Below are 26,938 nucleotides of genomic sequence, written 5' to 3'. Positions count from 1 at the left end.
AAAGAAGCAGCATCTTATATTAGATGCTACTTTTCTCTAATTTTCTAAATATCTTTTATCAGATTGCCCCATTTTTCGTCTCACAATAATGAAAATGATAGAAAGAACAACAATCCCAATTGACATTACTTGTGCAATACGAAGTGGTCCTAACATTAAACTATCTGTACGTAAACCTTCTACGAAGAAGCGCCCAATTGAATACCAAATCAAGTATGTAAAGAACAACTCACCGCGGCGTAAATTCACTTTTCGTAATGCAAGCAGTAAAATAACACCTGCAAAGTTCCATAATGATTCATATAAAAACGTCGGGTGATAATACACACCATCGATATACATTTGATTAATAATAAACTGTGGTAAATGAAGCCCTTCTAAAAACTGTCTCGTCACTTCACCACCGTGTGCCTCTTGGTTCATAAAGTTTCCCCATCGGCCAATTGCTTGTCCTAGTAAAATACTCGGTGCAGCAATATCCGCTAACTTCCAAAACGAAAGTCCGCGTTTCTTCGCAAAAAGAATTCCTGTAATAACAGCCCCGATTAAACCACCATGAATCGCCAAACCACCTTGACGAATATTAATAATTTGACTCGGGTTTTGAGAGTAATATTCCCATTCAAAAATAACATAGTACATTCTCGCAAAAAGGATGGCGATTGGTACTGCGATTAATACAAGATCAATAAATGTATCTTTTGGAATACCTAGCCTTTCTCCCTCGCGAGTCGCTAGCCAAAGACCTAATAGTACGCCTGTACCGATAATAACCCCATACCAATAAACAGGGAACGGTCCAAGTTGGATTGCTACACGGTCAAGCTGTGGTACAGAACCTAACAGCATATGTATGACCTCCCTCTCCAGAGTTTACTCTTGATTTCCTAACTCAATCGCACTCATTAATCGTTCAGAGAACTGTTGTGCCGCATTGACTCCCATACGTTTTAATCTGAAGTTCATCGCTGCTACTTCAATAATAACAGCCAAGTTTCGACCAGGACGAACTGGAAGTGTAATCTTCGTAAGTTCTGTATCAATAATCTTCATCTTCTCTTCATCAAGACCTAAGCGATCATAATTTTTCTTTTGATCCCAAATTTCAAGATTAATAACAAGTGTAATACGCTTATAATTTCGTACCGCCCCTGCACCGAATAACGTCATTACGTTAATGATACCTAGACCACGAATTTCTAATAAGTGCTCAATTAAATCAGGTGAGCTTCCTACTAATGTGTCTTCATCTTCTTGACGAATTTCTACACTATCATCCGCAACTAGACGGTGGCCACGCTTTACAAGCTCAAGCGCTGTCTCACTTTTCCCGACACCACTTTGACCTGTAATTAAAACACCAACGCCATAAATATCTACTAACACACCATGAACAGCAGTTGTTGGTGCTAGCTTACCTTCTAAATAGTTTGTTAAACGACTTGATAATCTCGTCGTCGTTTGAGAAGAACGTAATAAAGGCACGCCTGATTCACGTGATGCTTGTAATAACTCATTCGGCACTTCTTGATTACGAGTTACAATAATACAAGGTGTCTCCTCAGTACAAAGCACTTTCATTCTCTCTTGTTTTTGCTCTGTCGTTAACGTATCAAAGAACGTAAGCTCCGTTTTTCCAAGAAGCTGCACGCGATCAGCTGGATAATATGTAAAAAATCCTGCCATTTCAATTCCAGGTCGTGATAAATCACTCGTATCAATCGGACGATGAATTCCTTCTTCACCACTTACTAACTCCAATTGAAATTGTTCCATTAAATCTTTTGTCCTTACTTTCGGCATATGTATAAACCTCCACTCCGCTGCGGGTTCAGTCTCATTTGATGTGAAATTCCATTCTAACGGATATTGTACCATTTTTTTCTTAAAACAAGAAACACGCTTTCTAATAAATAGAAAAAAACATTTCATACGAATGATGAAATGTTTTTCTTTTTGTCATTTTCTCTTTTTTTCATATAATGGTTCAACAATTGCTTTTTCAATTATCATATTAAAAATCGAAATACAAATTGCCGCGACAATCGCTACACCAAATCCGGATATATTAAAAGCATCCCCTAATAATGAATCTGCTATTTTTAACGTAATCGCATTAATAACAATTAAGAAGAAGCCGAAAGTTACAACAGTAATTGGTAGCGTAATTAAAATTAAAAACGGCTTTACGAACACATTTAAAATCGCCAATATAATACTCGCAATAATTGCAGTTTGTATATTTGCTACGTAAAATGCGTCTGGTGCAACCCCTTTTAAAAGTCCGGATACAGCGATTAACACAACGCTATTTACAAGAAGTGATACAATCCATCTCATTTCCTTACACATCCTTTTAACATATATATTTCATCATACGCTAATAGATAATAAACGCAAGTATCGTACAAACACTTATAACAGCTTATTCTATTTTTTATACTTGTATACCTACTAACAATCTTATCAATTTCCCTTAGTGTTTTTCTTTCGCAGAACCTCTATAAATTCCATTTTCTTCTCCTATGAAATAAAAACCGAGTGTCATTTTCACTCGGTTTTCACTAACAAACTTATTGTGATAACTCTACTTCTTTTATTTTCTCTTTCATCCTTGTTTTATCACGATCTAAAATCTCTTTTAAATACTTACCTGTATACGAGCGTTCTTCTTTCACCACTTGCTCTGGCGTTCCGGAAGCAACGATTTGTCCGCCTTTGTCTCCACCTTCTGGCCCAAGATCAACGATATAATCAGCTGTTTTAATAACATCTAAATTATGCTCGATTACAAGTACTGTCTCGCCGCTTTCAACAAGACGCTGCAACACTTCCAGAAGACGTGCAATATCATGTGCATGTAAGCCAGTCGTTGGCTCATCTAAAATGTATAACGTACGCCCTGTAGAACGACGATGTAATTCAGAAGCTAATTTCACACGCTGTGCCTCACCACCTGATAATGTCGTAGCTGGTTGTCCTAATTTCATATAACCAAGCCCTACATCTACAAGTGTTTGAAGTTTACGCTTAATTTTTGGGATATTAGCAAAGAATTCTACCCCATCTTCAATCGTCATCTCTAACACTTCAGAAATGTTCTTATCTTTATATTTCACTTCTAACGTTTCACGATTGTAACGTTTACCGTGACAAACTTCACACGGAACATACACATCTGGTAAGAAGTGCATTTCGATTTTAATAATTCCATCCCCACGGCACGCTTCACAACGGCCACCTTTTACGTTAAAGCTGAAACGTCCTTTTTGATATCCACGCACTTTCGCTTCATTCGTTTGCGCAAACACATCACGAATATCATCGAATACGCCTGTATATGTTGCTGGGTTGGAACGTGGTGTACGCCCGATTGGTGATTGATCAATATCAATGACTTTATCTAACTGCTCAAGACCTTTAATTTCTTTATGAGCCCCTGGCTTCGCTTTCGCTTTATATAGCTTTTGAGCTAACGATTTGTATAGTACTTCATTAATCATCGTACTTTTTCCAGAACCAGATACGCCTGTTACTGCGACAAATGTACCTAGAGGGAATGACATTTTCGCGTTCTTTAAGTTATTTTCTTTCGCACCGACAATCTCCACTTTACGTCCATCACCTTTACGTCGTTCAAGTGGTACTGGAATAAACTCTTTACCGCTTAAATATTTCCCTGTTAATGAATTCTCATCTTGCATAACTTCAGCTGGTGTACCCGCTGATACAACTTGCCCCCCATGAATACCTGCACCAGGTCCGATATCAAGCAAATAATCGGCGGCCATCATCGTATCTTCATCATGCTCAACAACGATTAACGTATTTCCTAAATCACGCATTTCCTGCAACGTGCGAATAAGACGATCATTATCGCGCTGATGCAAACCGATAGAAGGCTCATCAAGAATGTAAAGTACGCCCGTAAGACGAGAACCGATTTGCGTCGCTAAACGGATACGCTGCGCTTCACCACCTGATAAAGTTCCTGCGGCACGACTTAACGTTAAATATTCTAAACCAACGTTCACTAAGAACCCAACGCGCTCCTGAATTTCTCTCAAAATTAAATGAGCAATTTTTTGTTGTTTCTCGGTTAATTCAACATTTGAAAAGAAGTCCTGTACTTCTTGGACGGAATATTTCGTTACATCGGCAATCGTTTTATCACCAACGAAAACAGCTAAACTCTCAGGCTTTAAGCGTCCGCCTTTACACTTCGGACAAGCTTGCTCTGCCATATACTTTTCCATTTGTTCGCGAATATAATCAGAACTCGTCTCACGATAACGACGCTCGATATTTGGAATAACACCTTCAAATAAAATCTCATTTTCCTTTACTTGACCAAATTCATTCACATAACGGAAATAAACCTTCTCTTCACCGCTTCCGTACAACACTTTATCAAATAAATCTTTCGGTATATCTTTCACCGGCATATCCATATCGATGCCGTAATGATTGCACACAGATTTTAATAATTGCGGGTAATATTGCGAACTTGTCGGTTCCCAAGGAGCAATCGCATGTTCATGTAATGATAAATCCCAGTTCGGAATAACAAGTTCTAAATCTACCTCTAGCTTTGAACCTAGTCCATCACAAGAAGGGCATGCACCAAATGGGCTATTAAAGGAGAACATACGTGGCTCTAATTCCCCGATTGAAAAACCACAATGCGGACAAGCATGATGTTCACTAAATAGAAGTTCTTCTTCTCCTCCCATTACATCGATTAAAACTCGGCCTCCGCCAAGCTTTAAAGCACTTTCGAGTGAATCTGCAAGTCGGCTTGCAATTCCTTCTTTCACAACAATACGGTCAATAACAACTTCAATTGAATGCTTCTTATTTTTATCTAACGTAATCTCTTCAGATACATCCAGCATCTCTCCATCCACGCGCACACGAACATAACCTTGCTTCTTAATATCTTCTAGTACTTTCACGTGTGCACCTTTACGCCCTGACACGATAGGCGCTAGCACTTGCAACTTCGTACGTTCAGGATATTCAAGAACACGGTCTACCACCTGTTCCACTGTTTGTGATGTAATTTCAATTCCATGATTCGGACAAATCGGCGTACCAATTCGCGCGAATAATAAACGTAAATAATCATAAATCTCCGTTACCGTTCCAACCGTTGAACGAGGATTACGACTCGTCGTTTTTTGATCAATTGAAATCGCTGGAGATAAGCCTTCAATCATATCAACATCCGGCTTATCCATTTGTCCTAAAAACTGACGTGCGTACGCAGATAAAGATTCCACATATCTGCGCTGTCCTTCTGCATAAATCGTATCGAATGCTAACGATGATTTCCCCGAACCAGACAATCCCGTCACAACAACAAGCTGATTTCTCGGAATGGTTACGTCAATATTTTTTAAATTATGCGCTCTAGCACCTTTTACAACAATAAAATCTTTACTCACTCTTGTCACCCTTCCGCTTTTAATTCTAATAGTAAGTCTCTTAATTCAGCTGCACGCTCGAAGTCTAACGCTTTTGCTGCTTCTTTCATCTCTGCTTCCATCTTCGCAATTGTCTTTTCACGTTCTTTTTTCGTCATCTTCTTAGCTGGTGCTGCTTCATATGTTTCCGTATCCTCAGCTGCTGTTGTCGCACGAATAACGTCACGTACTCCTTTTTGAATCGTCTTCGGTGTAATACCATGCTCTTTATTGTAAGCTTCTTGCAACTGGCGCCGACGCTGCGTTTCTTCAATCGCAATTCCCATTGATCTTGTTATGCGATCTGCGTACATAATAACTTGACCGTTTTCATTACGTGCTGCACGACCAATCGTTTGAATTAACGAACGCTCTGAACGCAAGAATCCTTCCTTATCAGCATCTAAAATAGCTACAAGTGATACTTCTGGAATATCTAATCCTTCTCGTAATAAGTTAATACCGACAAGTACATCAAACTTACCAAGACGAAGGTCACGAATGATTTCAATACGTTCTAACGTTTTAACTTCAGAGTGAAGATAGTTCACTTTAATCCCTACATCTTTTAAGTAATCCGTTAAATCCTCTGACATTTTTTTCGTTAAAGTCGTAATTAATACACGTTCATTTTTTGCAATGCGATCTTGAATCTCTCCTAATAAATCATCAATTTGCCCTTCAATTGGTCGTATATCAATTGGTGGATCCAAAAGCCCTGTTGGACGAATAATTTGTTCTATTACCTCCGGTGACTGCTCTAACTCGTATGGTCCTGGCGTTGCCGAAACGTAAATAACTTGATTCGTTTTCTCTTCAAACTCATCAAACATGAGCGGTCTATTATCTAAAGCTGATGGCAGACGGAATCCATGATCCACAAGCACTTGCTTACGCGCTTGGTCCCCGTTATACATCGCTCTTACTTGCGGCACTGATACGTGCGACTCATCCATAACAATTAAGAAATCCTCTGGAAAATAGTCTAATAACGTATACGGTGTTGCACCCGCTGGACGAAGTGTTAAATGACGGGAATAATTTTCAATCCCTGAACAAAAGCCCATCTCGCGCATCATTTCTAAATCATAACGTGTACGTTGCTCTATACGCTGAGCTTCTAACAACTTACCGTTATCGTTTAATTCTTTTAAACGCTCTTCTAATTCTTTTTCAATATTTTCAATAGCGACCTTCATTTTTTCTTCACGTGTAACGAAGTGAGATGCTGGGAAGATTGCTACATGATCACGTTCTGCTAACACTTCACCTGTTAATGCATTTACTTCACGAATACGATCGATTTCATCACCGAAAAATTCAATTCGAATACAATGCTCATCAAGTGATGCCGGGAAGATTTCAACTACATCTCCGCGCACACGGAATGTACCACGCTTGAAATCAATATCATTACGTCCATACTGTACATCAACAAGTTCACGAAGCAATTGATTGCGGTCCTTTTCCATACCAACTCGAAGTGAAACAACTAACTCGCGGTATTCTTCCGGAGAACCTAAACCGTATATGCACGACACACTCGCAACGATAATAACATCATCTCGTTCAAATAAAGCAGACGTTGCCGAGTGGCGTAATTTATCGATTTCATCATTAATCTGTGCATCTTTTTCAATAAACGTATCTGTTTGCGGCACATACGCTTCTGGCTGATAATAATCGTAATAACTAACAAAATACTCAACAGAATTGTTAGGAAAAAAATCTTTCAACTCACTATATAACTGTCCAGCTAACGTTTTATTATGAGCCATTACAAGTGTTGGCTTCTGCACTTCTTTAATGACATTTGAAATCGTAAATGTCTTACCCGTTCCTGTCGCTCCAAGCAACACTTGCTTTTTCTTTCCACTATTAATTCCCTCTACAAGCTTCTCTATCGCTTCCGGCTGATCACCTTGTGGGGAATACTCTGAGATAATTTCAAATTGATATTCCAAGTAAAATCCGACCTCCTCATAAAAATCTGTATTATTATTTTAACACGAATACCCATAAAAAACCTAAAAAAACGAACAGATATTCGGTAAAATTTTCGACAAGTTATACATAGAAAAAGGAAGGAGTAAACACTACCTTCCTCTATCAATTTTATTTTATAGGTACATATAATAAGTCATATCCATTGCGTCCATTTTCACTCGTACAATCTATTAACCTATAAACACCCTCTACTTCACGCGACTCTTTTTCCTATTGTCATCCTCTCCTATACAAACTGTTTGTATACCCTAAAAAGAAACCTATACTAAATTTACAAAAGCTACTTTCCTCTATGAAAGTAGCTTCTCTTTTTCTTTCTCCTTTTTCGGAAAAATTACATATGAAAATGAAATTACTGTATCAACTAAAAATATAACCGCCCAAACTTGGCTCACACGACTTGCTGCTTTATTTAAAACGATTCCTGACTCTAACCAATTTCCCCACTGTTCAAATGGAATAAGCCCATACACAAAGAAAAAGAACATATGAACAGCAACGAATAAAATAAGATGCAAAGCCCAATTTTTTATTTCCTGCTTCGCATAAGCCATACCTTTCAATTCTATCTGTTCTTCAATAATAGGCATCGGTTCATTTCGCCATTTCGCAACTAGTTTTTGTACAAATATATCTAATTGCTTTAAATCTTTTTTTCCATAAAAAACTGCATATAATAAAATGACTACCGTAATGATCTGAAAATTAGAGAACTTCCCTGTTTGATAATAATCCACTACCCCTAAAGTTAAAATAAATACTTCATTGACTAGCAGCACAATCCCCATAATAAAGCTCGCCTTTTTCAAACGAAATCCATATCTCAGTAAAAAGAAGCCGATAGCTGCTAACCAAAATACAATCTCTGCACCAATTAAAAAATACCATCGATATTCTGCAAGTATACTCATTTACCCTTCTCCCTTTCGTCATATATACGAAAAGCCTCATCCATATATAATAGAAGCTCTTCTTCAATTGGATACATACTCATTTTCTGCGAATCTTCTTTTGACTTTCTTACTTCCCACAATTTATCTAAAAATGCTTCATCACCATTTGCCATCTCTAAACATTTTTGCATTAATTTCTTTGTTGCCCCTTGTACTTCATCACAAGATGCTTCCTTACCGTCTTTCATAAAGTTACGTAATTGCTTTAATAAATCGACCCATTCTAAAACATTTGGGTCTTCTTCACTCATGTTCGGTAAATTATGAAGCAACTTTTGTTCTTGCTTGGAAAAAACTTCATTTTGAAACATTTCACGTATACGAGGAGACTGTTTCGAAAGCTGAATGAGTTCAAACATAACTTTCCAATCCAGTTCCCCTTCCACATCCACTGAATAAACAACTGCCTGTAAAACATGTTCCATTCGATTGAACTTTTTCTGTTCTTCTTGCACAAACTTAAGTTGCTTTTCAAGCGATACTTTTAAATTGAGCTCACCTGTTATTAACATATTCGTAATCTCTTTTAATGAAAAACCCATTTCTTTTAAAAATAAAATTTGCTGCAAACGAATGACATCTCTCTCGCTATATAACCGGTGTCCTCCATCCGTTTTCCCACTCGGCTTTAATAAATCGATTTGATCATAATAGCGTAACGCTCTTACCGTAACCCCTGTTTCCTTCGTAAGTTCTTGAATCGAAATCACTGCCATCACCTCTTCTCTTTCATTATAAAAGATGACGTAACGTAACTTTCAAGTGATTTGTAAAAAAAATACAAAAAGCTGTTTATACTTTTTGTATAAACAGCTTTTATGGAAATAACACCTTTTGTATAGCGCACCCACACGATAATATAATCACTCCAATAACAACACTCGTTGCCGTTTTATGATAATGTACTGAATTTAATAAATAGTACGATAAGCCTACAGTACCAATCATAATACATACACTTGGCACTGGATTACGAGAGAAATTTTGTATTCCCCAAAACAAAGCAAATATAGCCGTAGCGACACATAATATCGGTAATCCCATTCCGCTTCCCCTTTATCTATCTATTTACTGGTCTTTGTTGCTAACACACTCGTTGATGCCATACTCATTATCAGCCTCTTGCTTATTTCTAAATTTCCACTTTGGCCAATAATTCACACCGTAATATACAAACTGTCCAACAACAAATAGAATGAACGGTGTTCCAGCGCTTCCGTAAACAATTAAATTATACAAACTCCATACAGCTAAACTAATTGCGAAAAATAACCCTACATATTTAAACGCTTTATCCGATTGAAATCTCTCAAACTCATCTTGCATTTTCTCTCTCCTTACTCCAGCGTAAATATTTCCTCCACCTTCATCTCAAAATATTTGGCGATTTTTAGGGATAACTCTAGGCTTGGGTTATAGTGATGGTTCTCAATCGCCACAATTGTCTGCCGTGTCACTTGCATCGCCTTCGCCATTTCAACTTGTGTTATATGATTTTGCTTTCTTAATTCCTTAATTTTATTTTTCACACCCATAGGCTCCACCTTCAAAAGTAAAGATATCTTTACTTTTATTATAAATATTTTCCAATTTCAAGTAAAGATATCTTTACAAAAAAAGGTAAAAAAAGAGACATCTATAAGATGCCTCTTTGCTACTACATAAATCCTAACGCATATACAAGAACGTATCCAAGTACCGAAAGACAAACCGAGCCAATCAGCCCTGCCACAAATGCTCTACTTCCTAATTTGCGGAACGTTTTAAACTCTACATTTAAACCGAGCCCTGCCATCGCCATTGCGATAAGCATGTACGCAATTACTACAATATATCCGGCAACAACTTCTGGGATAATCCCAAGCGAATGCACCGCACTCATTGCTAAAAATCCGAAGATGAACCAAGGAATCGGAAGATCGCGCCACGATCCTTTTTCTTTGCTTCCCTCGCTCTTACCAAACCATAATCCAATTAATATCGCTACTGGTACAAGCATTGCAACGCGTGTTAATTTTACGATAACAGCAATATCAACTGCCGTACTTCCTCCTGGAGCCGCGGCCGCGATAACATGAGCGATTTCATGTAGTGTCGCACCTGAGAATACGCCGTAACCATACGGAGAAAAGCCAAGCACTGGATATAATAGCGTATATATAAGTGTAAATATCGTACCTAAAATAGCAATAATCGCTGCCCCAACTGCTGTTTCCTCATCTTTCGCTTTCACTTGCGGTGCAATTGCCACGACCGCAGCCGCGCCACAAATTGCCGTCCCGCATGCTGTTAAAATTCCTAATTTCTTTTCTACTTTAAATACTTTCGTTAGTCCATAGACAACGAAAATTGTAAATGTAATAACAACCGCAGCGATGACCAATACTTTCGGCCCCGCCTTCGCAATATCTACAAGATTCAATCGCATTCCAAGTAAGATGATTCCGAAGCGAAGCAACTTCTTACTCGCAAAGTTCGTTCCCGCTATCGCTTCGTAAGGGATTCCAATCGCCGCTCGCCAAACCATCCCGATTAGAATAGCGATTACTAATTGTCCCATAATATTTAAAAATGGAAGCTCCGCTAAATATTTCGCAGCAATGGCGATTAATAACGTAATCCCAACCCCTTGCGAAAAACCAAGACGCTTCTTTTTTTGTATAACAAGTGTTTGTTCCACTTTGTACCACCCCAATAATCGTATTGGAACATGCATGTTCTTTCTAGTTACATTATAAGAGAGTTTTAATGATAAGTTTAATATCAATATTAAATCTCAATCATCAAAAAAACTTATGATAAAATGAAAGCAAAAATAAAGGAGCACATCCGATGAACGTCGACATTTTAAAGATTTTTGTGACCGTTGTTGAACAAAAGCATTTCTCGCGCGCTGCAGAGCTATTAAATCTTTCACAACCTGGTGTTAGTATGCACATTCGCAACTTAGAAAATGAGTTTGGAACTACACTTATTCAGCGCTCCCCAAAGCACGTCCAAGTTACAGAGGCAGGAAATATTTTATACATACACGCAAAGCAAATGCTCTCACTTTATGAAGATGCGAAACAAGAAATTAATGAATTGCACAACGTCGTAACGGGAACGCTGCGGATTGGCGCTAGTTTTACAATTGGCGAATACTTACTTCCAAAAATATTAGCGCGCTATGCTAATGAAAACTCGCACGTCGAAGTTCATACATTCATCTCCAATACAGAAGAAGTTTTGCAAAGCATTCGCTCTAATCAAATTGATATCGGCTTAGTGGAAGGCCAAGTCGTATACGCCGACGTAGATGTTGAAACCTTTATGCAAGATGAGATGAAGCTTGTCGTCCCGCCAAACCATCCATTGCTCCATACCGAAGAAATAAATGAAAATACTCTCCAAGATCAAGTCTGGGTATTAAGGGAGAGCGGTTCTGGCACACGCGCCTATAGCGATCGCTTTATACACCAACATCACTTAAAAATGAAGCGCTTCTTTACATTCAGCAGTATACAAAGCGTGAAGGAAGCCGTCGCTGCTGGGCTTGGCATCGCTATACTTTCGGATTGGACCGTGCGGAAAGAATTATTAGCAAAAGAACTATTCCACGTCCCCGTACCTAACGAAAAGCTAATCCGCCCGTTCTCCATCGTACGCGGCAAATATTTCATCCCTTCTAAAGCCATTCAAGTCTTTTTAAATCATGTAGATTCTTTTGCAAAAAAACAGAGTTGACCTTCACATTAGTGTGAAGGTTTACAATACATGTAAAAGGAGTGAAATACAGTGCGAATTGGGGAGTTATCAAAAGAAACTGGGGTTAGCGAACGTTCACTAAGACATTACGAAGAAAAGGGATTGCTCCCTTCAAACCGCCTCGAAAATGGTTATCGTGATTTTGATAAAAGTGCCATCGAAAAGGTAGCAATTATTCAAATGTACTTACAGCTTGGCCTAAATTTAGAAGAAACAGCACGAATGCTACGCTGCCTTGAAATCGAGCCACATTTATACGAAAATCCATGCAGTAGCATTCTCACACTTTACGAAGATAAGCTATGTGAAGTTACGAAACAAATCGAATTGCTCTCTAGTATTCAAGCCAACTTGCAAAAACACGTTTCACTCTTAAAACAAGCAAAAGAAAAGGAATGATGACATGTTTGTTATACACGGTAGTTCAAGAGAAAACGGAAATACGGAAGCCTTAACACATATGATGATTGACGGGACCGAAGCGGAGCAAATTTATTTGCGCGACCATACCGTTCATCCTATTACAGATCAACGCCATGATGCGGAAGGATTCCAACCTGTAAATGACGATTACCAACAGTTAATTGAGCGCATGCTAGAACACGATACAATCATCTTTGCAACGCCGCTATACTGGTATGGAATGAGCGGTCATATGAAGAACTTCGTCGATCGCTGGTCTCAAAGTCTACGCGATAAATCCCTTCCTTTCAAAGAAAAAATGAAAGGCAAAAAAATGTACGTTGTCATCGTTGGTGGAGATAATCCGAAACTGAAGGCATTGCCACTTATCGCCCAGTTCCAATATATCTTTGATTTTGTTGGTTCTTCATTTGAAGGGTATGTTATTGGTGATGCGAACGGATTAAACGAAATCCAAAATGATGCTGAAGCACTCGCAAAAGCACAACTGTATAATAATAAATTCAAAAATAGCAAACAGAAATAAGTTTGACAAATCGATTTGTATGCGCATACAATAAAAATAATCTTATGAAAGGAAGGTACTTTGACCAATGAAGTTCTAATTCTCTTATTTATTTCATCCATCACAAATAGTGAACAAAAATGATGAAAACTAGCAGGGGATTAGTCTGTCCATTTGTCGATACTTTCTTTCGAAACGATCATGTAAAAATATGTGCATTGCTTATTTATGTACGATTTTTACATTCAAGGGCGACGTTTATCCTCTCTAGTGAAACTAGGGAGGTTTTTTTATGACTATTTTATTCGCACGAAATATTGAAAAGAGCTTTGGCGATCGCACCATATTTACATTACCATCATTAGAAATTCAAGCAAACGATCGCATAGGAATTGTCGGAGTCAACGGAGCGGGAAAATCTACGTTATTACAAATATTAAGTAAAGAAATAGAAGCTGACAAAGGTACAGTAACTCATCATAGTTCTATCGCCATTATCCCTCAGCTTAGCGAGGAACTACCTGAAACTGCTTCTTCTCTCGCAAAAGGAAAATGGAGTATTTCAAACGTTGCAGATTCAATGAGCGGTGGTGAACGAATGCGCCTAAAGATTGCCCATGCTCTCGAACAGGATGCAGGCATTCTATTTGCTGATGAACCAACAAGCCACTTAGATATGTTCGGTACAGAGCAATTAGAAAAGGCACTTTCCTCTTATAAAGGTGCACTTGTTTTAATATCGCATGATCGCGATTTCCTAGATACCATATGTACCAAAATCATCGAAGTTGAAGACGGTACTATTCAAGAATATAAAGGGAATTATTCAAACTATCGAAAACAAAAAGAACGTGAACGAATACAAAAACAAGCAGAATACGAGCAATATGTACAAGAAAAAAATCGTTTAGAACAATCAATTTTACAAAGAAAGCAACGCGCTTCTAGCATGACAAAAGTCCCAACACGGTTCAGTTCATCTGAATCTAAACTTTATAAATTAAGTGGGGCTCATGGCCAAGAAAATGTTAGCAAAGCAGCGAAGGCATTAGAAACACGTCTCGAAAAATTAGAACAGAAGGAAAAGCCGAAAGATTTTTCTCAAGCCCGGTTTGACGTACAATACCATACACCAATTCATAGTAAAGCGGTTGTACAGTTTAATAAAGCAACAAAGAAAATAGGGGATCGCACACTATTCCAAAATATGAGCGGAACTATCGCTCCCGGCGCAAAGCTTGCTATTTTAGGGGCAAACGGAAGTGGAAAAACAACTTTGTTCAAAATGCTTCTCGAAAACGAGCGTGGTATCCAGCTTTCGAAGAGTTGTAAAATTGGATACTTCGAACAAACATTATCTATTTTAAGCACAGATAAAACAATTTTAGAAAATGTTCTAGAAGAAACAAACTATACGGAATCGTTCGTTCGGACAATACTTGCTCGCCTTCTTTTCCGCCGTGAAGATGTTCATAAACCTGTGCACGTCTTAAGTGGTGGTGAACGAATGAAGGTTGCACTCGCAAAAGTATTTTTAGGAAACTATAATATGCTTCTGCTCGATGAACCGACAAACTATTTAGATTTAACAACGCAAGAAGAATTAGAAAGTATGTTACAAGAGTATCCTGGCACTATACTTTTCATTAGCCATGACCGTGCCTTTATTCGTTCTGTTGCAGACCATATTCTACAAGTAGATGAAAACGAACCAAGAATCTTCCACGGCAATTACGAGCAATACACAAAAAGAACAACTCAAGCTTCTGTAAACGTTACTGAACAAGAATTATTACGATTACAAACAAAATTAACAGAAATCATCAGCCGGATTTCCATACCTGATCATCACGATGACATCACAATTCTCGAACAAGAATACGAAAAATTATTAGTTCAAATTCGAAAGTGTAAAGAAGCTCTCTAATGTCTTCCCTATATATCGACAGGACCTTCCGCATTTCCCAAGAAATATCAAGGCTTCGACATAGAATATCGACCTATCTATAATGTTAGACACGATAACAGCATCACTAATAACAAAAAGCCGTGCATCAGCACGGCTTTTCACTTTATATACGGACAGCAGTTCCACTCACCGCAACCATTAGCATCCCTTCGCGAACTACTTCGTAGTCCACGTCGATACCGACAATGGCATTCGCATTTTTTTGTCTTGCGAGAGTTTTCATCTCTTCCATTGCAATGTCGCGCGCTTCTTTCAATTTACTTTCGTAAGCACCTGCGCGACCACCGACAACGTCGCGGACAGAAGCGAAAAGATCACGAACGATATTCGCACCCATGATTGCTTCTCCATTGACGATATCGATATACTCAATAATTTCTTTCCCTTGAATTGTAGAAGTTGTTGTTACAATCATGCTTTATAGCCTCCCATATAAGGTTTCCACTTACTTATGGTGTGCTAATTCAGCAGAAATTATATTTACGAACTAAACTGAGCTTCATATAATCGGCTATACCCTCCACCTTGCTCGATTAATTCATCATGTGAACCTTGTTCTGCAATACCATCTTTATTTACAACGACGATGCGATCTGCATTTTTAATAGTTGCAAGTCTATGGGCGATAACTAACGTTGTACGGCCAACAGATAGTTCTGCAAGTGATTTTTGAATAGCAAGTTCCGTCTCTGTATCTAGCGCAGAAGTTGCTTCATCTAATATTAAAATTGGTGGGTTTTTCAAGAACATACGAGCAATCGCTAAGCGCTGCTTTTGCCCCCCTGAAAGTTTCACGCCACGCTCACCAATAACTGTATCTAAACCTTCTGGCTGCGAGTAAATCAAATCTTCTAACTGAGCACGCTTTACAGCTTGCCAAATTTCAGCTTCTGAAGCTTTTAAGTTTCCGTAAGCGATATTTTCACGAATTGTTCCAGAGAATAAGAAAACATCTTGCTGTACAATTCCAATTTGCTTACGAAGTGACGATAACGTCATCTCTTTCGTATCAATTCCATCAATTTGAATCGATCCAGATGATTGTTCGTAAAAACGCGGTAATAAACTACATAACGTTGTTTTTCCTGCCCCTGATGGCCCAACGAAAGCAACTGTTTCACCTGCATGTATTTTCAAGCTAATATCTTTTAAAATCGGTTCTTTATTTTCATATCCGAACGTAATGTTGTTATATTGAAGATCGCCGTGTACATGCTTTACTTCGATTGCATCTTTAGAATCTACAATATCAGGCTCTGTTTCCAAAAGTTCTACATATCGTTTAAAACCAGCGATTCCTTTCGGATAACTTTCAATAACCGCATTAATTTTTTCAATTGGTCGGAAGAAAATATTCGTTAACAAAACGAATCCAATAAATCCACCGTACGTTAATTCACCTTGCAATACAAACCATGTACCACATATTAATACAAAGAGCGTTACGAGACGCATCAGCATATAACTAATAGATGAGTTTAACGCCATAATTTTATACGCCATTAATTTTGTTGTACGGAAACGAGCATTATTTACAGCAAATTGCTCTTTCTCAAATTTTTCATTTCCGAATGCTTGTACAACGCGGATACCACCAACATTGTTCTCAATGCACGCATTGAAATCAGCAACGTCTGAGAATAAACGTCTAAACGTACCTGTCATTTTTTTATTGAAGTAAAGTGCCAACCATAATAAGAATGGAATAACGAAGAATGTTAATAGTGCTAACTTCCAGTTAATCATCATCATAAATGAAAATGCTCCGACTAAAGTCATAATGGCAATGAATAAATCTTCTGGTCCGTGGTGAGCAATTTCCCCAATTTCCATTAAATCGTTTGTAAGGCGTGAAATTAAATGACCTGTTTTATTATTATCAAAAAATCTGAATGATAGCTTTTGAATGTGATCAAATAATTTCTGCCTCATATCCGTTTCAATATTAACACCAAGCATATGTCCCCAGTATGTAACGACATATTGCAAACCTGCATTTAAAATATAAACTGCGAGTAAACCGAAACAAGCCCATAAAATAAGTGTCCAGTTTTGTCCTGGTAATAGCTTATCAATAAATTGGTTTACGATAAGCGGAAACCCAAGTTCGAGTAAACCTGCGATAACTGCACAGGAAAAATCAAGTACGAATAAACCTTTGTACGGTTTATAATAAGAAAAAAATTTACGCAGCATATCTTTCCTCCCTTTTCCAAATTAAAAGACTCCCTAAATGATAACCATTATCAAATAATTATTCAAGTTATCCGTCTATGAAACTAAAATAGAGGCCACAGTTTTTATTTTGAAATCGATACATTCGAATAATTAATGATATAAATTTCATTTACTATCGCGCTGTTCCTAAAATAAAAAAGGTGTCACCTAGTCAAAACTTTTGACTAGGTGACACCCTCATTTCTATCATATCACTTCCGAATCCCAATCGTGCTCTTGCTGAACAAATACAACACCTAATTCATGATGGCCCCCGGCGTATAATGCCGTTTGAGCAAGACGAAGCTCACCATTTGTATCTACTACTTCTAATTTACAAAACGCTCCTGTCGTCTTCGTTTGAAGCGCATCATAAAACTCTTCGGTACTTCTTGGAATGATTCCATTTACTTTCGTAATAACTTCCCCAGGCTTTAAATTCATCTCTGCCCCAATTGTATTCGGAATTGTATCTAACACAACAAGTCCATCATTACGTGCGGCAAAGTATGCTGGCCTTGTCTCGTCTGTAATCTTCTCTTGCATCGAGATCGTGAAGCGTCCAAGCATTGCGACTCCCATCGCGATAATTGCGAGTACGTGCCACCAGTAACTTGCGATACCTAGAACAAGTACGATTCCTGCTAATCCATAGACACGTCTTCCTGTAAATAATAAAGCTTCCGTCGGCTCATAGCTTCTAATCTTTCTCATAAATCCAATTAAAAACGGAACGAGGAATAAAGAGTATGTAGTCGAACCAATTGAAACGACAGGCCACCAAGAAATAAAATCTGTCACCGCGTCTCCTGGTATAAGAATAAATACTGGTACAAGCCACAAGCGTTTTGATTCATGTAATCCAATTCTTAAACCACGCTTACCCTTTTTAATTTTCGGAGTAGAATAACGTACTGCATTTTTAGAGATTAATAAACCCTCTACAACGAGCATAACGCCTAGTAAAATAGCAAGTGATACAATCGTACCCTCCTCACCTTCTCCAAGCTGTAAGAAGGAAACTGGCATCTTAGAAGATAATAAAACGAATGCAATCGCGATTCCAAACGAATAAGCTGCAGATAAATATCGATACATAGCAGTTAATCCGAATACTAGCGTCCAAATTAAAATCATCCATATACTCGCTTTTGAAACAACGAGCCCAAGCCCAACCGTAATAATAGATACGATTAATCCGTATCCAACTCCTGCAAACAGAGATGTTCGCAGTTCAAACCAAATATCATATACTTTAAAAGAAAAGTCTTTTCGTTCTCGTAATATACGTAAGTATCCAACGAAGATACTACTAATTAAAAATACATAGACAGCAGGGTGTAAGAAAAAACGTCCAACTGCTCGTAGTATTTCAAAAAGCCATGCCTCCACGAATTCATTCACCACCATTTATCTCATTCTTTCTTTTTATCTTATCATAACTAAAGAAACGTGTGTTTAACACATAAAAAAATACAGGCACCAAAGTGCCTGTATTTCTTATTTCACTATTAATTTCAATGCTGTTTGTAATTGTAAATCATTTTCTCCAGAACGGATTTTTTCAATAATTTTAGTTTGAATCGCTTCAGCTGTCTTTTTATCAAGTTGTCCTGTCGCTTCCATCTCATTCGCATTTTGGAATGCTTTCAGTGCTGATTCTGTCTCTTTACTAAAGTATCCATCTTCACGGCCTGGTACATATCCTAAGCTCTTAAGCATTTCTTGCGCGTGTTTTACTTGCACATCATTTGAATTGTATGAAAGTGTCTTTTCAATTTGAATTGGTGTCGCATGATAATAATCTGGTTGCTTCACTTCTACAGTTGGCGCAATTCCTTTTTTATGAATCCAATTGCCGTCTGGTGTTAACCATTTAAACATCGTTAATTTAATGTTACTGCCATCTTTAAATGGAACAGCTTGCTGGACAGTACCTTTACCAAACGTTTTTTCACCAATTAAATCGTAGCCTTCTCCCTCTTTCAGCGCACCCGCTAAAATCTCTGAAGCAGAAGCACTTCCATTATCAATCAATACCGAAATTGGATAAGGCTTTCTCTCTTTGAGTTCCGTAGAGAATTTCTTCTTCTGACCATTTCGCTCTTCTACTTGTAGCATTGGCTTTTTATTCGTCATGATTTCCCCTAGTATATCTTCTACGCTATTTAAATAACCGCCAGGATTACCACGCACGTCAATAACTAAGCCTTTTATATTTTTCTTCTCTAACTCTTTTAACTGATCCTTAAATTCTTTCGCAGTATTTTCAGCGAAAGAAGTAATTTGCATATAACCGATATCTTTTCCGCTCTCTTGCTTTACAGAACTAAATACAGTGAAAATCGGAATCTTTTCACGCTTAATTTTAAATTCTATCGGATCAGCCACTCCTGCACGCTTAATTTCAATTGCAACAGTCGTTCCTTTTTTACCACGAATTTTTAATACTGCTTCTTCTCGTGATAAGTCTTTCACACTATTTCCATCTACAGATAAAATTTGGTCATTCGGTTTAATTCCTACCTTTTCTGCTGGTGAACCTTTAATTGGCGATACGATAATAAGCTTACCGTCCGTTTTGTTCACTTCAGCTCCAATCCCTTCAAGTTCAGGATCCAGTGACTGACTAAACTGTTTTGCCGTTTCTTTATCCATATACGTGGAATAAGGGTCCTTCAGCGTAGACAACATTCCTTGTATTGCACCTTCGACTAACTTGTCGTCTTTCACGTCTTCCACATAACGTGAATCAATTAGTGCATACGCCTCATTAATCTTTGCCAAATTCCCTTGCGCTGTGCCAGCATTGCCATTCGATACTGTTTGCGTTACATACGCTGGGTTTATCCCAAACAAGTACATACCGCCAAACATACCGCCAGCACCAATTAAAAATGCAACAACCATTCCAATAATTGCAACTCTACGTTTCAATGCGGAATTCCCCTTTCCAGAACACACAGGTGGTGTAGCAAAAGGCATCACACGATGTGTGATGCCTTTACCTATTTCTACTATATGATAAGCTTGTACGAATTATGTTTGCAACTTTTTATACTTTTAAGAAGCGACGAATTGACATTACACTTCCCCACATACCGATTAATGCACCGATTAACACTAATAAACCAGCTAATTGGAATACGAATGGGTTGTATGGTAGAAGCTCAAAAATTGTTCCGCCAAGTTTTTCATTAAACACACCTTGTAGTGAATTATATATAACTAAAATTACGCCAATTGGAATAATTGATCCTAATATTCCTAGGAATAATCCCTCTAACAAGAACGGCCAACGAATAAACCAGTTTGTTGCACCAACAAGTTTCATAATTTCAATCTCAGTACTACGAGCATAAATTGTAATTTTAATTGTGTTAGAGATTAAGAACATCGCTGTGAATAGAAGACCAGCAATTAACAGGATCCCGATGTTACGACCAGTTTTTACAGTATCAAATAATTTTTCAACTTGACCTTTACCGTATTGAACATTACTTACAAACTGCATTTTCTCAATCTTTTTCGCAATTGTTGCCGTATCTGTTGGTTCTTTCGCCTTTACAACAAATACGTCTTTCAATGGGTTATCTTGCTCAAATAACTCGAACGTTTTCCCACTATCGCCTAAGCTTTTAATTAAACGTTTCAACTCTTCTTCTTTAGAAGAATATTTAATAGAATCTACTTTCGAAATCTTACCCATATCTTCTTCTAATTTCTTTTGATCAGCTTCTTTTGCCGCTGGATCAATATGCACACGAATTTCTACATCTTGCTCTACTTTCGTCGCAAAATGGTTCATATTCATAATCGCTGTTAAAAAGACACCTACAAGTAATAATGTAACTGTTACTGCACTTACAGAAGCAAATGTCATCCATCCGTTACGGGATAGATTTTTTACACCTTCTCGCAAATGTCGACTAAGGGTATTAGTCTTCATATCCGTATCCTCCCTCAATCTCGTCTCGAACAATTTTTCCGCCTTCAATTGCAATTACACGATGACGAATTGTATTTACGATATCTGCGTTATGTGTCGCCATAACAATCGTTGTACCACGCTCATTAATGCGTGTGAAAATCTTCATAATATCAAGAGCCGTTTCAATATCTAAGTTACCTGTTGGCTCATCGGCAATTACAACCTTTGGTCTATTTACAATCGCTCTTGCAATCGCCACACGTTGTTGCTCTCCGCCTGAAAGTTCACTTGGAAGTGCATCTGCACGATCATCTAGACCTACAAGACCTAACACTTCTGTAACACGTTCACGAATCGCATCTGGTTCTTCTTCAATTACTTCTAAAGCAAACGCAACATTCTCATATACCGTTAATTTAGGTAGCAATTTAAAATCTTGGAAAATCACGCCTAATTGACGACGGAAATATGGAACATCTCTTTCTGCTAATGTTTCAATTACAAGTCCATTTACATTAATTGATCCTGTAGATGGTTTCTCTTCACGATACATCATTTTAATAAATGTAGATTTTCCGGCTCCACTCGGTCCAACTACGTATACGAATTCACCTTGTTTAATGTTAACTGTGAGACCAGCAATGGCTTTCATACCATTCGGATACTCCTTATAAACATTCGTCATTTTTATCATTATTTATCACCCAATACTTAATGATTTTTTTTCGAAATACTTTTCTGTGCATTTGAAAATAAAATAAAAACTTTTATTCTCTGTTTACCATTCTTGTTGAAGGCAGCTTTCTTACATGCCTTTTATTAGCAACGCTGCTCTATGTAATATATTTCATCAAAATTCTACAAACCTCATTGTAACATCAATCGGTTTCCAGTTCGGATACATTTTTGTTACAGTTATGTTACATCCTGATAAAGTGGAACTTTAATTAGTGGGGGTTTTGTTCATCCCCCACTGATTATTAGTTGAACCAATCGGGCGTTTACGGGCAGTTGATCTCCCACCTAACTCCTTTGCTTTACAGCTGAATTTTGAGGTGGGAGTCTTACTGCCCGTTAATGCGGGATAAAGGGAAACGAGCTGACATAGTTCTTAACCTATATCGTTTTTAGGTAAGATCCTATAATCAACTCGTCTATTTCACCTTTTTTATTTATGTTCAGCTAACCATTCAGCTACTTTTTTTGCGTCCTCACCTTGAATAAGTCCAGGTGACATTGCGCCGCGACCTTTTTTAATAATTTCTTCGATATCTGCAGCTTCATACTTACCGCCTACTTTTCTTAAATCAGGTCCAGTTGCTCCTGATAAATCTTTCGCGTGACAACCTGCACAACTTTTTTGGAAAATTTGTTCTGCACTATCTGTACTTGCAGATTGATTTGAAGACTTAGTCTCTTCTTTATTTCCACATGCTCCTAAAGCAAAAACGACTGATGTCCCTAACGCAATAGCCAACAATTTCTTTTTCACTTCTATCGCTCCCCATTGTTGATATTCTTCATACACACTCATTATTCATTATAAGCATTATCTTTATATAGAAAAACTAAGGTATATTTCATATTTTTCACAAATATAGTGAGAGGCCTAATAAAATAAAGCTTTCACAAATTGTTTCAATTCTGTGAACACCTTAGAAAGTTCTATAAAGAACCTCTTTCTCCAAACAAAATCAGAGAAATCCCATATAAAGTCCTACTCCATTACCGCTCTGTTTTACTATTTTCTACTTTTTACAAAACAATATACGGCATTATATGCTACATATAATCTCATCAAAAAGAGAAGTTGTCGTTTCCAACTTCTCTTCCTCTTTATTTCATCAATATAAATAAGATAAACCTCTTTATATCCTCTTTTACCTCAGCATGTGCCAACAATTCTGTTGGCTTTTTCTCTTATTAAATGCGAGAACGTAAATAAGCATCAATAAATGGATCAATTTCTCCATCCATAACTGCTTGTACGTTACCCACCTCTGTATTTGTACGGTGGTCTTTTACAAGAGAATACGGGTGGAATACGTAAGAACGGATTTGGCTACCCCATCCGATTTCTTTTTGCTCCCCGCGGATTTCATCTAATTGTGCTTGTTGCTCTTCTAGTTTCTTTTGATATAACTTCGCTTTCAACATTTTCATTGCGTGCTCACGGTTTTTAATTTGAGAACGCTCTGACTGACATGTTACAACCGTATTTGTCGGTGTATGTGTAATACGAACTGCTGAATCTGTCGTATTAATGTGCTGTCCACCTGCACCACTCGCACGGTACGTATCTATTTTTAAATCTTCTGTACGCACTTCAATTTCAACTTCATCATTAAACTCAGGTACAACTTCACAAGATACGAATGATGTATGACGACGCCCTGAAGAGTCGAACGGTGAAATACGTACAAGACGATGTACACCTTTCTCTGCTTTCAGGTAACCGTAAGCATTATGCCCTTTAATTAATAGTGTAACACTCTTAATACCAGCTTCATCGCCCGGTAAGTAGTCAACAGTTTCTACTTTAAATCCACGTTTTTCAGCCCAGCGCGTGTACATACGTAATAACATAGAACCCCAGTCCTGTGACTCTGTTCCACCTGCACCTGGGTGTAATTCTAAAATGGCGTTATTTTTATCATAAGGATCGCTTAGTAATAACTGAAGCTCATACTCATTCATTTCTTGAATTAAAGTTTTCACTTCAGATTCTAGTTCCTCATGTAAATCTTCATCGTACTCTTCTTTAAGTAATTCATGCGTTACTTCTAAGTTTTCGAACGTCTCATCTAACTGACGGAACTTTCCAACCATGTCTTTTAACGCATTAGCCTCGTTGATTACAGTTTGTGCGCCTTGTTGGTCATCCCAAAATCCTGCGCCCATCATCGTTTCTTCTAATTCTGCAATTTGTTTCTCCTTAGTAGGAAGGTCAAAGAGACCCCCTAAAAGCCGCTAATCTCTTAGCCATTTTCTCTAATTCTTGTCTAATTTCTACTAATTCCATTTCCTTCACCTCTATGTAATTGCTGTTACTTTCATATGAAAACAAGGGAAACTCTCTCCGCTTATTACGGAGAGAGTTTAATCCCTTTTTACTATAATTTGCAAAGCAGTCTAAGCTACAGTTTCATATTACTTCCCAATACCACAGCAGTTTTTATATTTCTTGCCACTACCGCACTTACATAAATCATTACGGCCTACTTGATCACCTTTTACAACCGGTTTTTTCTTCGCCTCTTCGCCATCGCTTGATGGATGAATAGCTTCACCTTGAACAACTTCTTGGCGCTCTAGGTTTTGCTCAATTTCAGCCTTCATGATGTAGCGAGAAATTTCCTCTTCAATAGAAGCAATCATCGATTCGAACATTGCGAATCCTTCCATTTGGTATTCACGAAGTGGATCGATTTGTCCATAAGCACGTAAATGAATACCTTCACGAAGTTGATCCATTGCATCGATATGATCAGTCCATTTCGTATCTACAACACGGAATACAACAACTTTTTCGAATTCACGCGTCTGCTCTTCAGGGAGAAGTTTTTCTCTTTCGTTATAACGCTCTAATAATTTCGCGATGATTAATTCGCTCATTTCTTCTGGAGCAAGGCGACGTAATTTTTCTTCTTTTACATCTCCTTCTTCAAGAAGGTTTGTATTTAAGTAATCGACAAGACCTTTAATGTTCCAATCTTCCTCGATTTCTTCTTGCGTATGAAGTGCAACAGCACGTTCTATCGTAGATTTCATCATACCTTCAATAATGCTGCGTAAGTTCTCTGAATCCATTACTTCTTGACGCTGCTTGTAAATTACCTCACGTTGTTGACGAAGTACATCGTCGTATTGTAGCAATTGTTTACGTGCATCATAGTTATTTCCTTCTACACGTTTTTGTGCAGATTCTACAGCACGAGAAACCATTTTACTTTCGATTGGCTGTGAATCATCCATACCAAGACGATCCATCATCGCTTTCATATTGTCAGAACCGAAGCGGCGCATTAGTTCATCTTCCATTGATAAATAGAACTGTGTTACACCAGGGTCCCCTTGACGACCAGCACGACCACGTAACTGATTATCAATACGACGGCTTTCGTGACGCTCTGTACCGATAACTGCTAGACCAACGTTTTTAATATCGTCGCCTAACTTAATATCCGTACCACGACCAGCCATATTCGTCGCAATTGTTACAGCGCCTTTACTACCAGCTTCTGCAATGATATCTGCTTCACGCGCATGGTTTTTTGCGTTTAAGATGTTATGACGTACACCTTTACGTGTTAACATTTTTGAAATAAGCTCTGACGTTTCAATTGCAACTGTACCAACAAGAATAGGTTGTCCTTGTTTGTGACGATTTACAATATCCTCAACAACTGCATTGAATTTGCCTTCCATTGATTTGAAAATTAAATCAGCACGGTCATCACGAATAATATCTTTATTCGTTGGAATTACGATAACATTCATATTGTAAATACTACGGAATTCTTCTTCTTCCGTTTTCGCTGTACCAGTCATACCAGATAACTTTTCGTACATACGGAAGTAGTTTTGGAACGTAATTGTTGCAAGCGTCATACTTTCATTTTGAATTTCTACGCCTTCTTTTGCTTCAATAGCTTGGTGTAAACCTTCGCTATAACGACGACCTTTCATAAGACGACCAGTGAATTGGTCTACAATTACGATTTCGCCCTCTTGTACAACATAATCTGTATCACGATGCATAACAACGTGTGCACGAAGCCCCTGATTAATATGGTGAAGAAGTGCGACATGTTTTAAATCGAATAAGTTATCAATATGGAAAGCTTTCTCAGCTTTCGTAATACCATCTTCTGTTAACATTACATTTTTCGTTTTCACATCAAATGAATACTCTTTTTCATTTTCTAATGTACGAACGAATGCATTTGCAAACATGTATAGCTCTGTTGACTTTTGAGCTTGTCCAGAAATAATAAGCGGCGTACGTGCTTCATCGACTAAAATAGAATCGACTTCATCGATGATAGCAAAATGAAGCGGACGCTGAACGCACTGCTCTCTATATAACACCATATTGTCACGTAAGTAATCGAATCCAAGCTCATTATTTGTGCTATACGTAATATCAGCAGCATAAGCAGCTTGCTTCTCTTCACGTGACATACTGTTTAAGTTAATTCCTACTGTTAAACCAAGGAACTCATGAAGCTGTCCCATTTCACTCGCATCACGTTGTGCTAAGTATTCATTGACTGTAACAACGTGAACACCTTTTCCTGTTAAAGCATTTAAATATACAGGTAAAGTAGACGTTAACGTTTTACCTTCACCCGTTTTCATCTCAGAGATATTCCCTTCATGTAAGGCAATACCGCCCATTAGCTGCACACCATATGGACGCATTCCAAGAACACGAGTTGCGGCTTCACGAACAACTGCAAAAGCTTCAGGAAGTAGATCATCTACTGTCTCACCTTTTGTTAGACGTTCTTTAAATTCAAGCGTCTTCCCTTTTAATTGCTCATCAGTTAGTGGCTTAATAGATGATTCTAATGCATCAATTTTCTCCACTGTCTTCTGCATACGTTTAATTTGGCGTTGGTTGACATCAAACACCTTTTTTAAAATACCGATCATAGGAAATACGCTCCTCTTTTTATTAAAATAAAACTTCCGATTGCTTTCTTTTTCTCTTTACAA

24 protein-coding genes are annotated in these 26,938 nt (G+C 37.9%); 4 read left to right on the top strand and 20 right to left on the bottom strand.

Annotated elements, in window-relative coordinates:
• Positions 1–36 precede the first annotated feature (36 nt).
• From lgt to U860_RS0108615, 11 genes are all read right to left on the bottom strand, one after another.
• Positions 37–849 (bottom strand): prolipoprotein diacylglyceryl transferase, encoded by an 813-nt coding sequence (gene lgt, locus U860_RS0108665; protein ID WP_025148214.1) that lies wholly within the window; start codon positions 847–849, stop codon positions 37–39.
• A gap of 24 nt (positions 850–873) precedes the next feature.
• Complete coding sequence (hprK, locus tag U860_RS0108660; RefSeq protein ID WP_033795391.1) at positions 874–1,803, bottom strand: HPr(Ser) kinase/phosphatase; 930 nt, start codon at positions 1,801–1,803, stop codon at positions 874–876.
• A 156-nt stretch (positions 1,804–1,959) separates the two neighbouring features.
• Positions 1,960–2,340: a phage holin family protein gene (locus U860_RS0108655; protein WP_025148212.1), complete on the bottom strand. Its 381-nt coding sequence runs from the start codon at positions 2,338–2,340 to the stop codon at positions 1,960–1,962.
• Positions 2,341–2,573: 233 nt separating this feature from the next.
• A complete protein-coding gene (gene uvrA / locus U860_RS0108650; RefSeq protein WP_029952916.1) occupies positions 2,574–5,447 on the bottom strand; it encodes an excinuclease ABC subunit UvrA in 2,874 nt (957 codons plus the stop codon).
• Between the two features lie 5 nt (positions 5,448–5,452).
• Positions 5,453–7,429 carry an excinuclease ABC subunit B gene (uvrB, locus tag U860_RS0108645; protein WP_025148210.1) on the bottom strand — a complete coding sequence of 659 codons (1,977 nt, stop codon included), beginning with the start codon at positions 7,427–7,429 and terminating at the stop codon, positions 5,453–5,455.
• Positions 7,430–7,762: 333 nt separating this feature from the next.
• Complete coding sequence (locus U860_RS0108640; protein WP_025148209.1) at positions 7,763–8,383, bottom strand: hypothetical protein; 621 nt, start codon at positions 8,381–8,383, stop codon at positions 7,763–7,765.
• Positions 8,380–9,141: a MerR family transcriptional regulator gene (locus U860_RS0108635; RefSeq protein ID WP_029952915.1), complete on the bottom strand. Its 762-nt coding sequence runs from the start codon at positions 9,139–9,141 to the stop codon at positions 8,380–8,382. Before U860_RS0108635 ends, U860_RS0108640 begins: the two co-directional genes overlap by 4 nt.
• A 100-nt stretch (positions 9,142–9,241) precedes the next feature.
• Positions 9,242–9,469, bottom strand: a complete 228-nt coding sequence (locus U860_RS0108630; RefSeq protein WP_025148207.1) for a hypothetical protein — start codon at positions 9,467–9,469, stop codon at positions 9,242–9,244.
• A gap of 24 nt (positions 9,470–9,493) precedes the next feature.
• On the bottom strand, positions 9,494–9,751 hold the full coding sequence (locus U860_RS0108625) for a hypothetical protein (protein ID WP_025148206.1): 258 nt from the start codon (positions 9,749–9,751) through the stop codon (positions 9,494–9,496).
• A gap of 11 nt (positions 9,752–9,762) precedes the next feature.
• Positions 9,763–9,960: a helix-turn-helix transcriptional regulator gene (locus U860_RS0108620; RefSeq protein ID WP_000538361.1), complete on the bottom strand. Its 198-nt coding sequence runs from the start codon at positions 9,958–9,960 to the stop codon at positions 9,763–9,765.
• A 122-nt stretch (positions 9,961–10,082) separates the two neighbouring features.
• On the bottom strand, positions 10,083–11,105 hold the full coding sequence (locus U860_RS0108615) for a YeiH family protein (RefSeq protein WP_025148205.1): 1,023 nt from the start codon (positions 11,103–11,105) through the stop codon (positions 10,083–10,085).
• A gap of 152 nt (positions 11,106–11,257) precedes the next feature.
• Here U860_RS0108615 and U860_RS0108610 point away from each other — a divergent pair, with 152 nt between their 5' ends.
• The 4 genes from U860_RS0108610 to abc-f all read left to right on the top strand — a co-directional run bounded on the left by U860_RS0108610 (position 11,258) and on the right by abc-f (position 15,027).
• Entirely contained in the window at positions 11,258–12,151 is an 894-nt protein-coding gene (locus tag U860_RS0108610; protein WP_025148204.1) for a LysR family transcriptional regulator, read from the top strand.
• Positions 12,152–12,202: 51 nt separating this feature from the next.
• Positions 12,203–12,571, top strand: coding sequence for a MerR family transcriptional regulator (locus U860_RS0108605; protein ID WP_025148203.1), 369 nt, complete (start codon positions 12,203–12,205; stop codon positions 12,569–12,571).
• Between the two features lie 4 nt (positions 12,572–12,575).
• Positions 12,576–13,121 carry a flavodoxin family protein gene (locus U860_RS0108600; protein ID WP_025148202.1) on the top strand — a complete coding sequence of 182 codons (546 nt, stop codon included), beginning with the start codon at positions 12,576–12,578 and terminating at the stop codon, positions 13,119–13,121.
• 271 nt (positions 13,122–13,392) lie between these two features.
• Positions 13,393–15,027, top strand: a complete 1,635-nt coding sequence (abc-f, locus tag U860_RS0108595) for a ribosomal protection-like ABC-F family protein (protein WP_025148201.1) — start codon at positions 13,393–13,395, stop codon at positions 15,025–15,027.
• A 145-nt stretch (positions 15,028–15,172) separates the two neighbouring features.
• On the opposite strand, the gene U860_RS0108590 is transcribed toward abc-f, so the two are convergent.
• The 9 genes from U860_RS0108590 to secA form a co-directional block, all read right to left on the bottom strand.
• Complete coding sequence (locus tag U860_RS0108590; protein WP_002068307.1) at positions 15,173–15,484, bottom strand: heavy metal-binding domain-containing protein; 312 nt, start codon at positions 15,482–15,484, stop codon at positions 15,173–15,175.
• Between the two features lie 65 nt (positions 15,485–15,549).
• Positions 15,550–17,265 (bottom strand): ABC transporter ATP-binding protein, encoded by a 1,716-nt coding sequence (locus tag U860_RS0108585; RefSeq protein WP_025148200.1) that lies wholly within the window; start codon positions 17,263–17,265, stop codon positions 15,550–15,552.
• 228 nt (positions 17,266–17,493) lie between these two features.
• Positions 17,494–18,678, bottom strand: coding sequence for a PDZ domain-containing protein (locus U860_RS0108580; protein WP_025148199.1), 1,185 nt, complete (start codon positions 18,676–18,678; stop codon positions 17,494–17,496).
• Positions 18,679–18,786: 108 nt separating this feature from the next.
• The gene (locus tag U860_RS0108575) at positions 18,787–20,271 is read right to left on the bottom strand and encodes a S41 family peptidase (RefSeq protein WP_025148198.1); all 1,485 of its coding nucleotides are present in this window, start codon (positions 20,269–20,271) and stop codon (positions 18,787–18,789) included.
• A gap of 70 nt (positions 20,272–20,341) precedes the next feature.
• Positions 20,342–21,235 carry a permease-like cell division protein FtsX gene (ftsX, locus tag U860_RS0108570; protein WP_025148197.1) on the bottom strand — a complete coding sequence of 298 codons (894 nt, stop codon included), beginning with the start codon at positions 21,233–21,235 and terminating at the stop codon, positions 20,342–20,344.
• Complete coding sequence (gene ftsE / locus U860_RS0108565) at positions 21,225–21,911, bottom strand: cell division ATP-binding protein FtsE (protein ID WP_033795390.1); 687 nt, start codon at positions 21,909–21,911, stop codon at positions 21,225–21,227. The genes ftsX and ftsE overlap by 11 nt, the downstream gene beginning before the upstream one ends.
• Positions 21,912–22,385: 474 nt before the next feature.
• Positions 22,386–22,709, bottom strand: coding sequence for a cytochrome c551 (cccB, locus tag U860_RS0108560; protein ID WP_025148195.1), 324 nt, complete (start codon positions 22,707–22,709; stop codon positions 22,386–22,388).
• Between the two features lie 431 nt (positions 22,710–23,140).
• Positions 23,141–24,239, bottom strand: a protein-coding gene (gene prfB / locus U860_RS0108555; protein ID WP_115610299.1) for a peptide chain release factor 2 whose coding sequence is annotated in 2 segments (ribosomal slippage) — positions 23,141–24,166 and positions 24,168–24,239 — 1,098 coding nt in all. Because the reading frame shifts where the segments join, the coding sequence is not laid out codon by codon here.
• Between the two features lie 128 nt (positions 24,240–24,367).
• The gene (gene secA, locus U860_RS0108545; RefSeq protein WP_025148193.1) at positions 24,368–26,875 is read right to left on the bottom strand and encodes a preprotein translocase subunit SecA; all 2,508 of its coding nucleotides are present in this window, start codon (positions 26,873–26,875) and stop codon (positions 24,368–24,370) included.
• Positions 26,876–26,938: the final 63 nt, after the last annotated feature.

The sequence above is a fragment of the Bacillus sp. H1a genome (assembly GCF_000633475.1).
GTDB lineage: Bacteria > Bacillota > Bacilli > Bacillales > Bacillaceae_G > Bacillus_A > Bacillus_A paramycoides.
The sequence above is the reverse complement of the archived record's forward strand: the minus strand, read 5'-3'. Positions and strand labels throughout refer to the sequence as shown.

Bases quoted from the DNA above. Each gene is read 5' to 3' on its own strand.
- lgt (WP_025148214.1), bottom strand. From the start codon at position 849: ATGCTGTTAGGTTCTGTACCACAGCTTGACCGTGTAGCAATCCAACTT.
- hprK (WP_033795391.1), bottom strand. From the start codon at position 1,803: ATGCCGAAAGTAAGGACAAAAGATTTAATGGAACAATTTCAATTGGAG.
- U860_RS0108655 (WP_025148212.1), bottom strand. From the start codon at position 2,340: ATGAGATGGATTGTATCACTTCTTGTAAATAGCGTTGTGTTAATCGCT.
- U860_RS0108640 (WP_025148209.1), bottom strand. From the start codon at position 8,383: ATGAGTATACTTGCAGAATATCGATGGTATTTTTTAATTGGTGCAGAG.
- U860_RS0108635 (WP_029952915.1), bottom strand. From the start codon at position 9,141: ATGGCAGTGATTTCGATTCAAGAACTTACGAAGGAAACAGGGGTTACG.
- U860_RS0108630 (WP_025148207.1), bottom strand. From the start codon at position 9,469: ATGGGATTACCGATATTATGTGTCGCTACGGCTATATTTGCTTTGTTT.
- U860_RS0108625 (WP_025148206.1), bottom strand. From the start codon at position 9,751: ATGCAAGATGAGTTTGAGAGATTTCAATCGGATAAAGCGTTTAAATAT.
- U860_RS0108620 (WP_000538361.1), bottom strand. From the start codon at position 9,960: ATGGGTGTGAAAAATAAAATTAAGGAATTAAGAAAGCAAAATCATATA.
- U860_RS0108610 (WP_025148204.1), top strand. From the start codon at position 11,258: ATGAACGTCGACATTTTAAAGATTTTTGTGACCGTTGTTGAACAAAAG.
- U860_RS0108600 (WP_025148202.1), top strand. From the start codon at position 12,576: ATGTTTGTTATACACGGTAGTTCAAGAGAAAACGGAAATACGGAAGCC.
- abc-f (WP_025148201.1), top strand. From the start codon at position 13,393: ATGACTATTTTATTCGCACGAAATATTGAAAAGAGCTTTGGCGATCGC.
- U860_RS0108590 (WP_002068307.1), bottom strand. From the start codon at position 15,484: ATGATTGTAACAACAACTTCTACAATTCAAGGGAAAGAAATTATTGAG.
- U860_RS0108585 (WP_025148200.1), bottom strand. From the start codon at position 17,265: ATGCTGCGTAAATTTTTTTCTTATTATAAACCGTACAAAGGTTTATTC.
- U860_RS0108575 (WP_025148198.1), bottom strand. From the start codon at position 20,271: ATGCCTTTTGCTACACCACCTGTGTGTTCTGGAAAGGGGAATTCCGCA.
- ftsX (WP_025148197.1), bottom strand. From the start codon at position 21,235: ATGAAGACTAATACCCTTAGTCGACATTTGCGAGAAGGTGTAAAAAAT.
- ftsE (WP_033795390.1), bottom strand. From the start codon at position 21,911: ATGATAAAAATGACGAATGTTTATAAGGAGTATCCGAATGGTATGAAA.
- secA (WP_025148193.1), bottom strand. From the start codon at position 26,875: ATGATCGGTATTTTAAAAAAGGTGTTTGATGTCAACCAACGCCAAATT.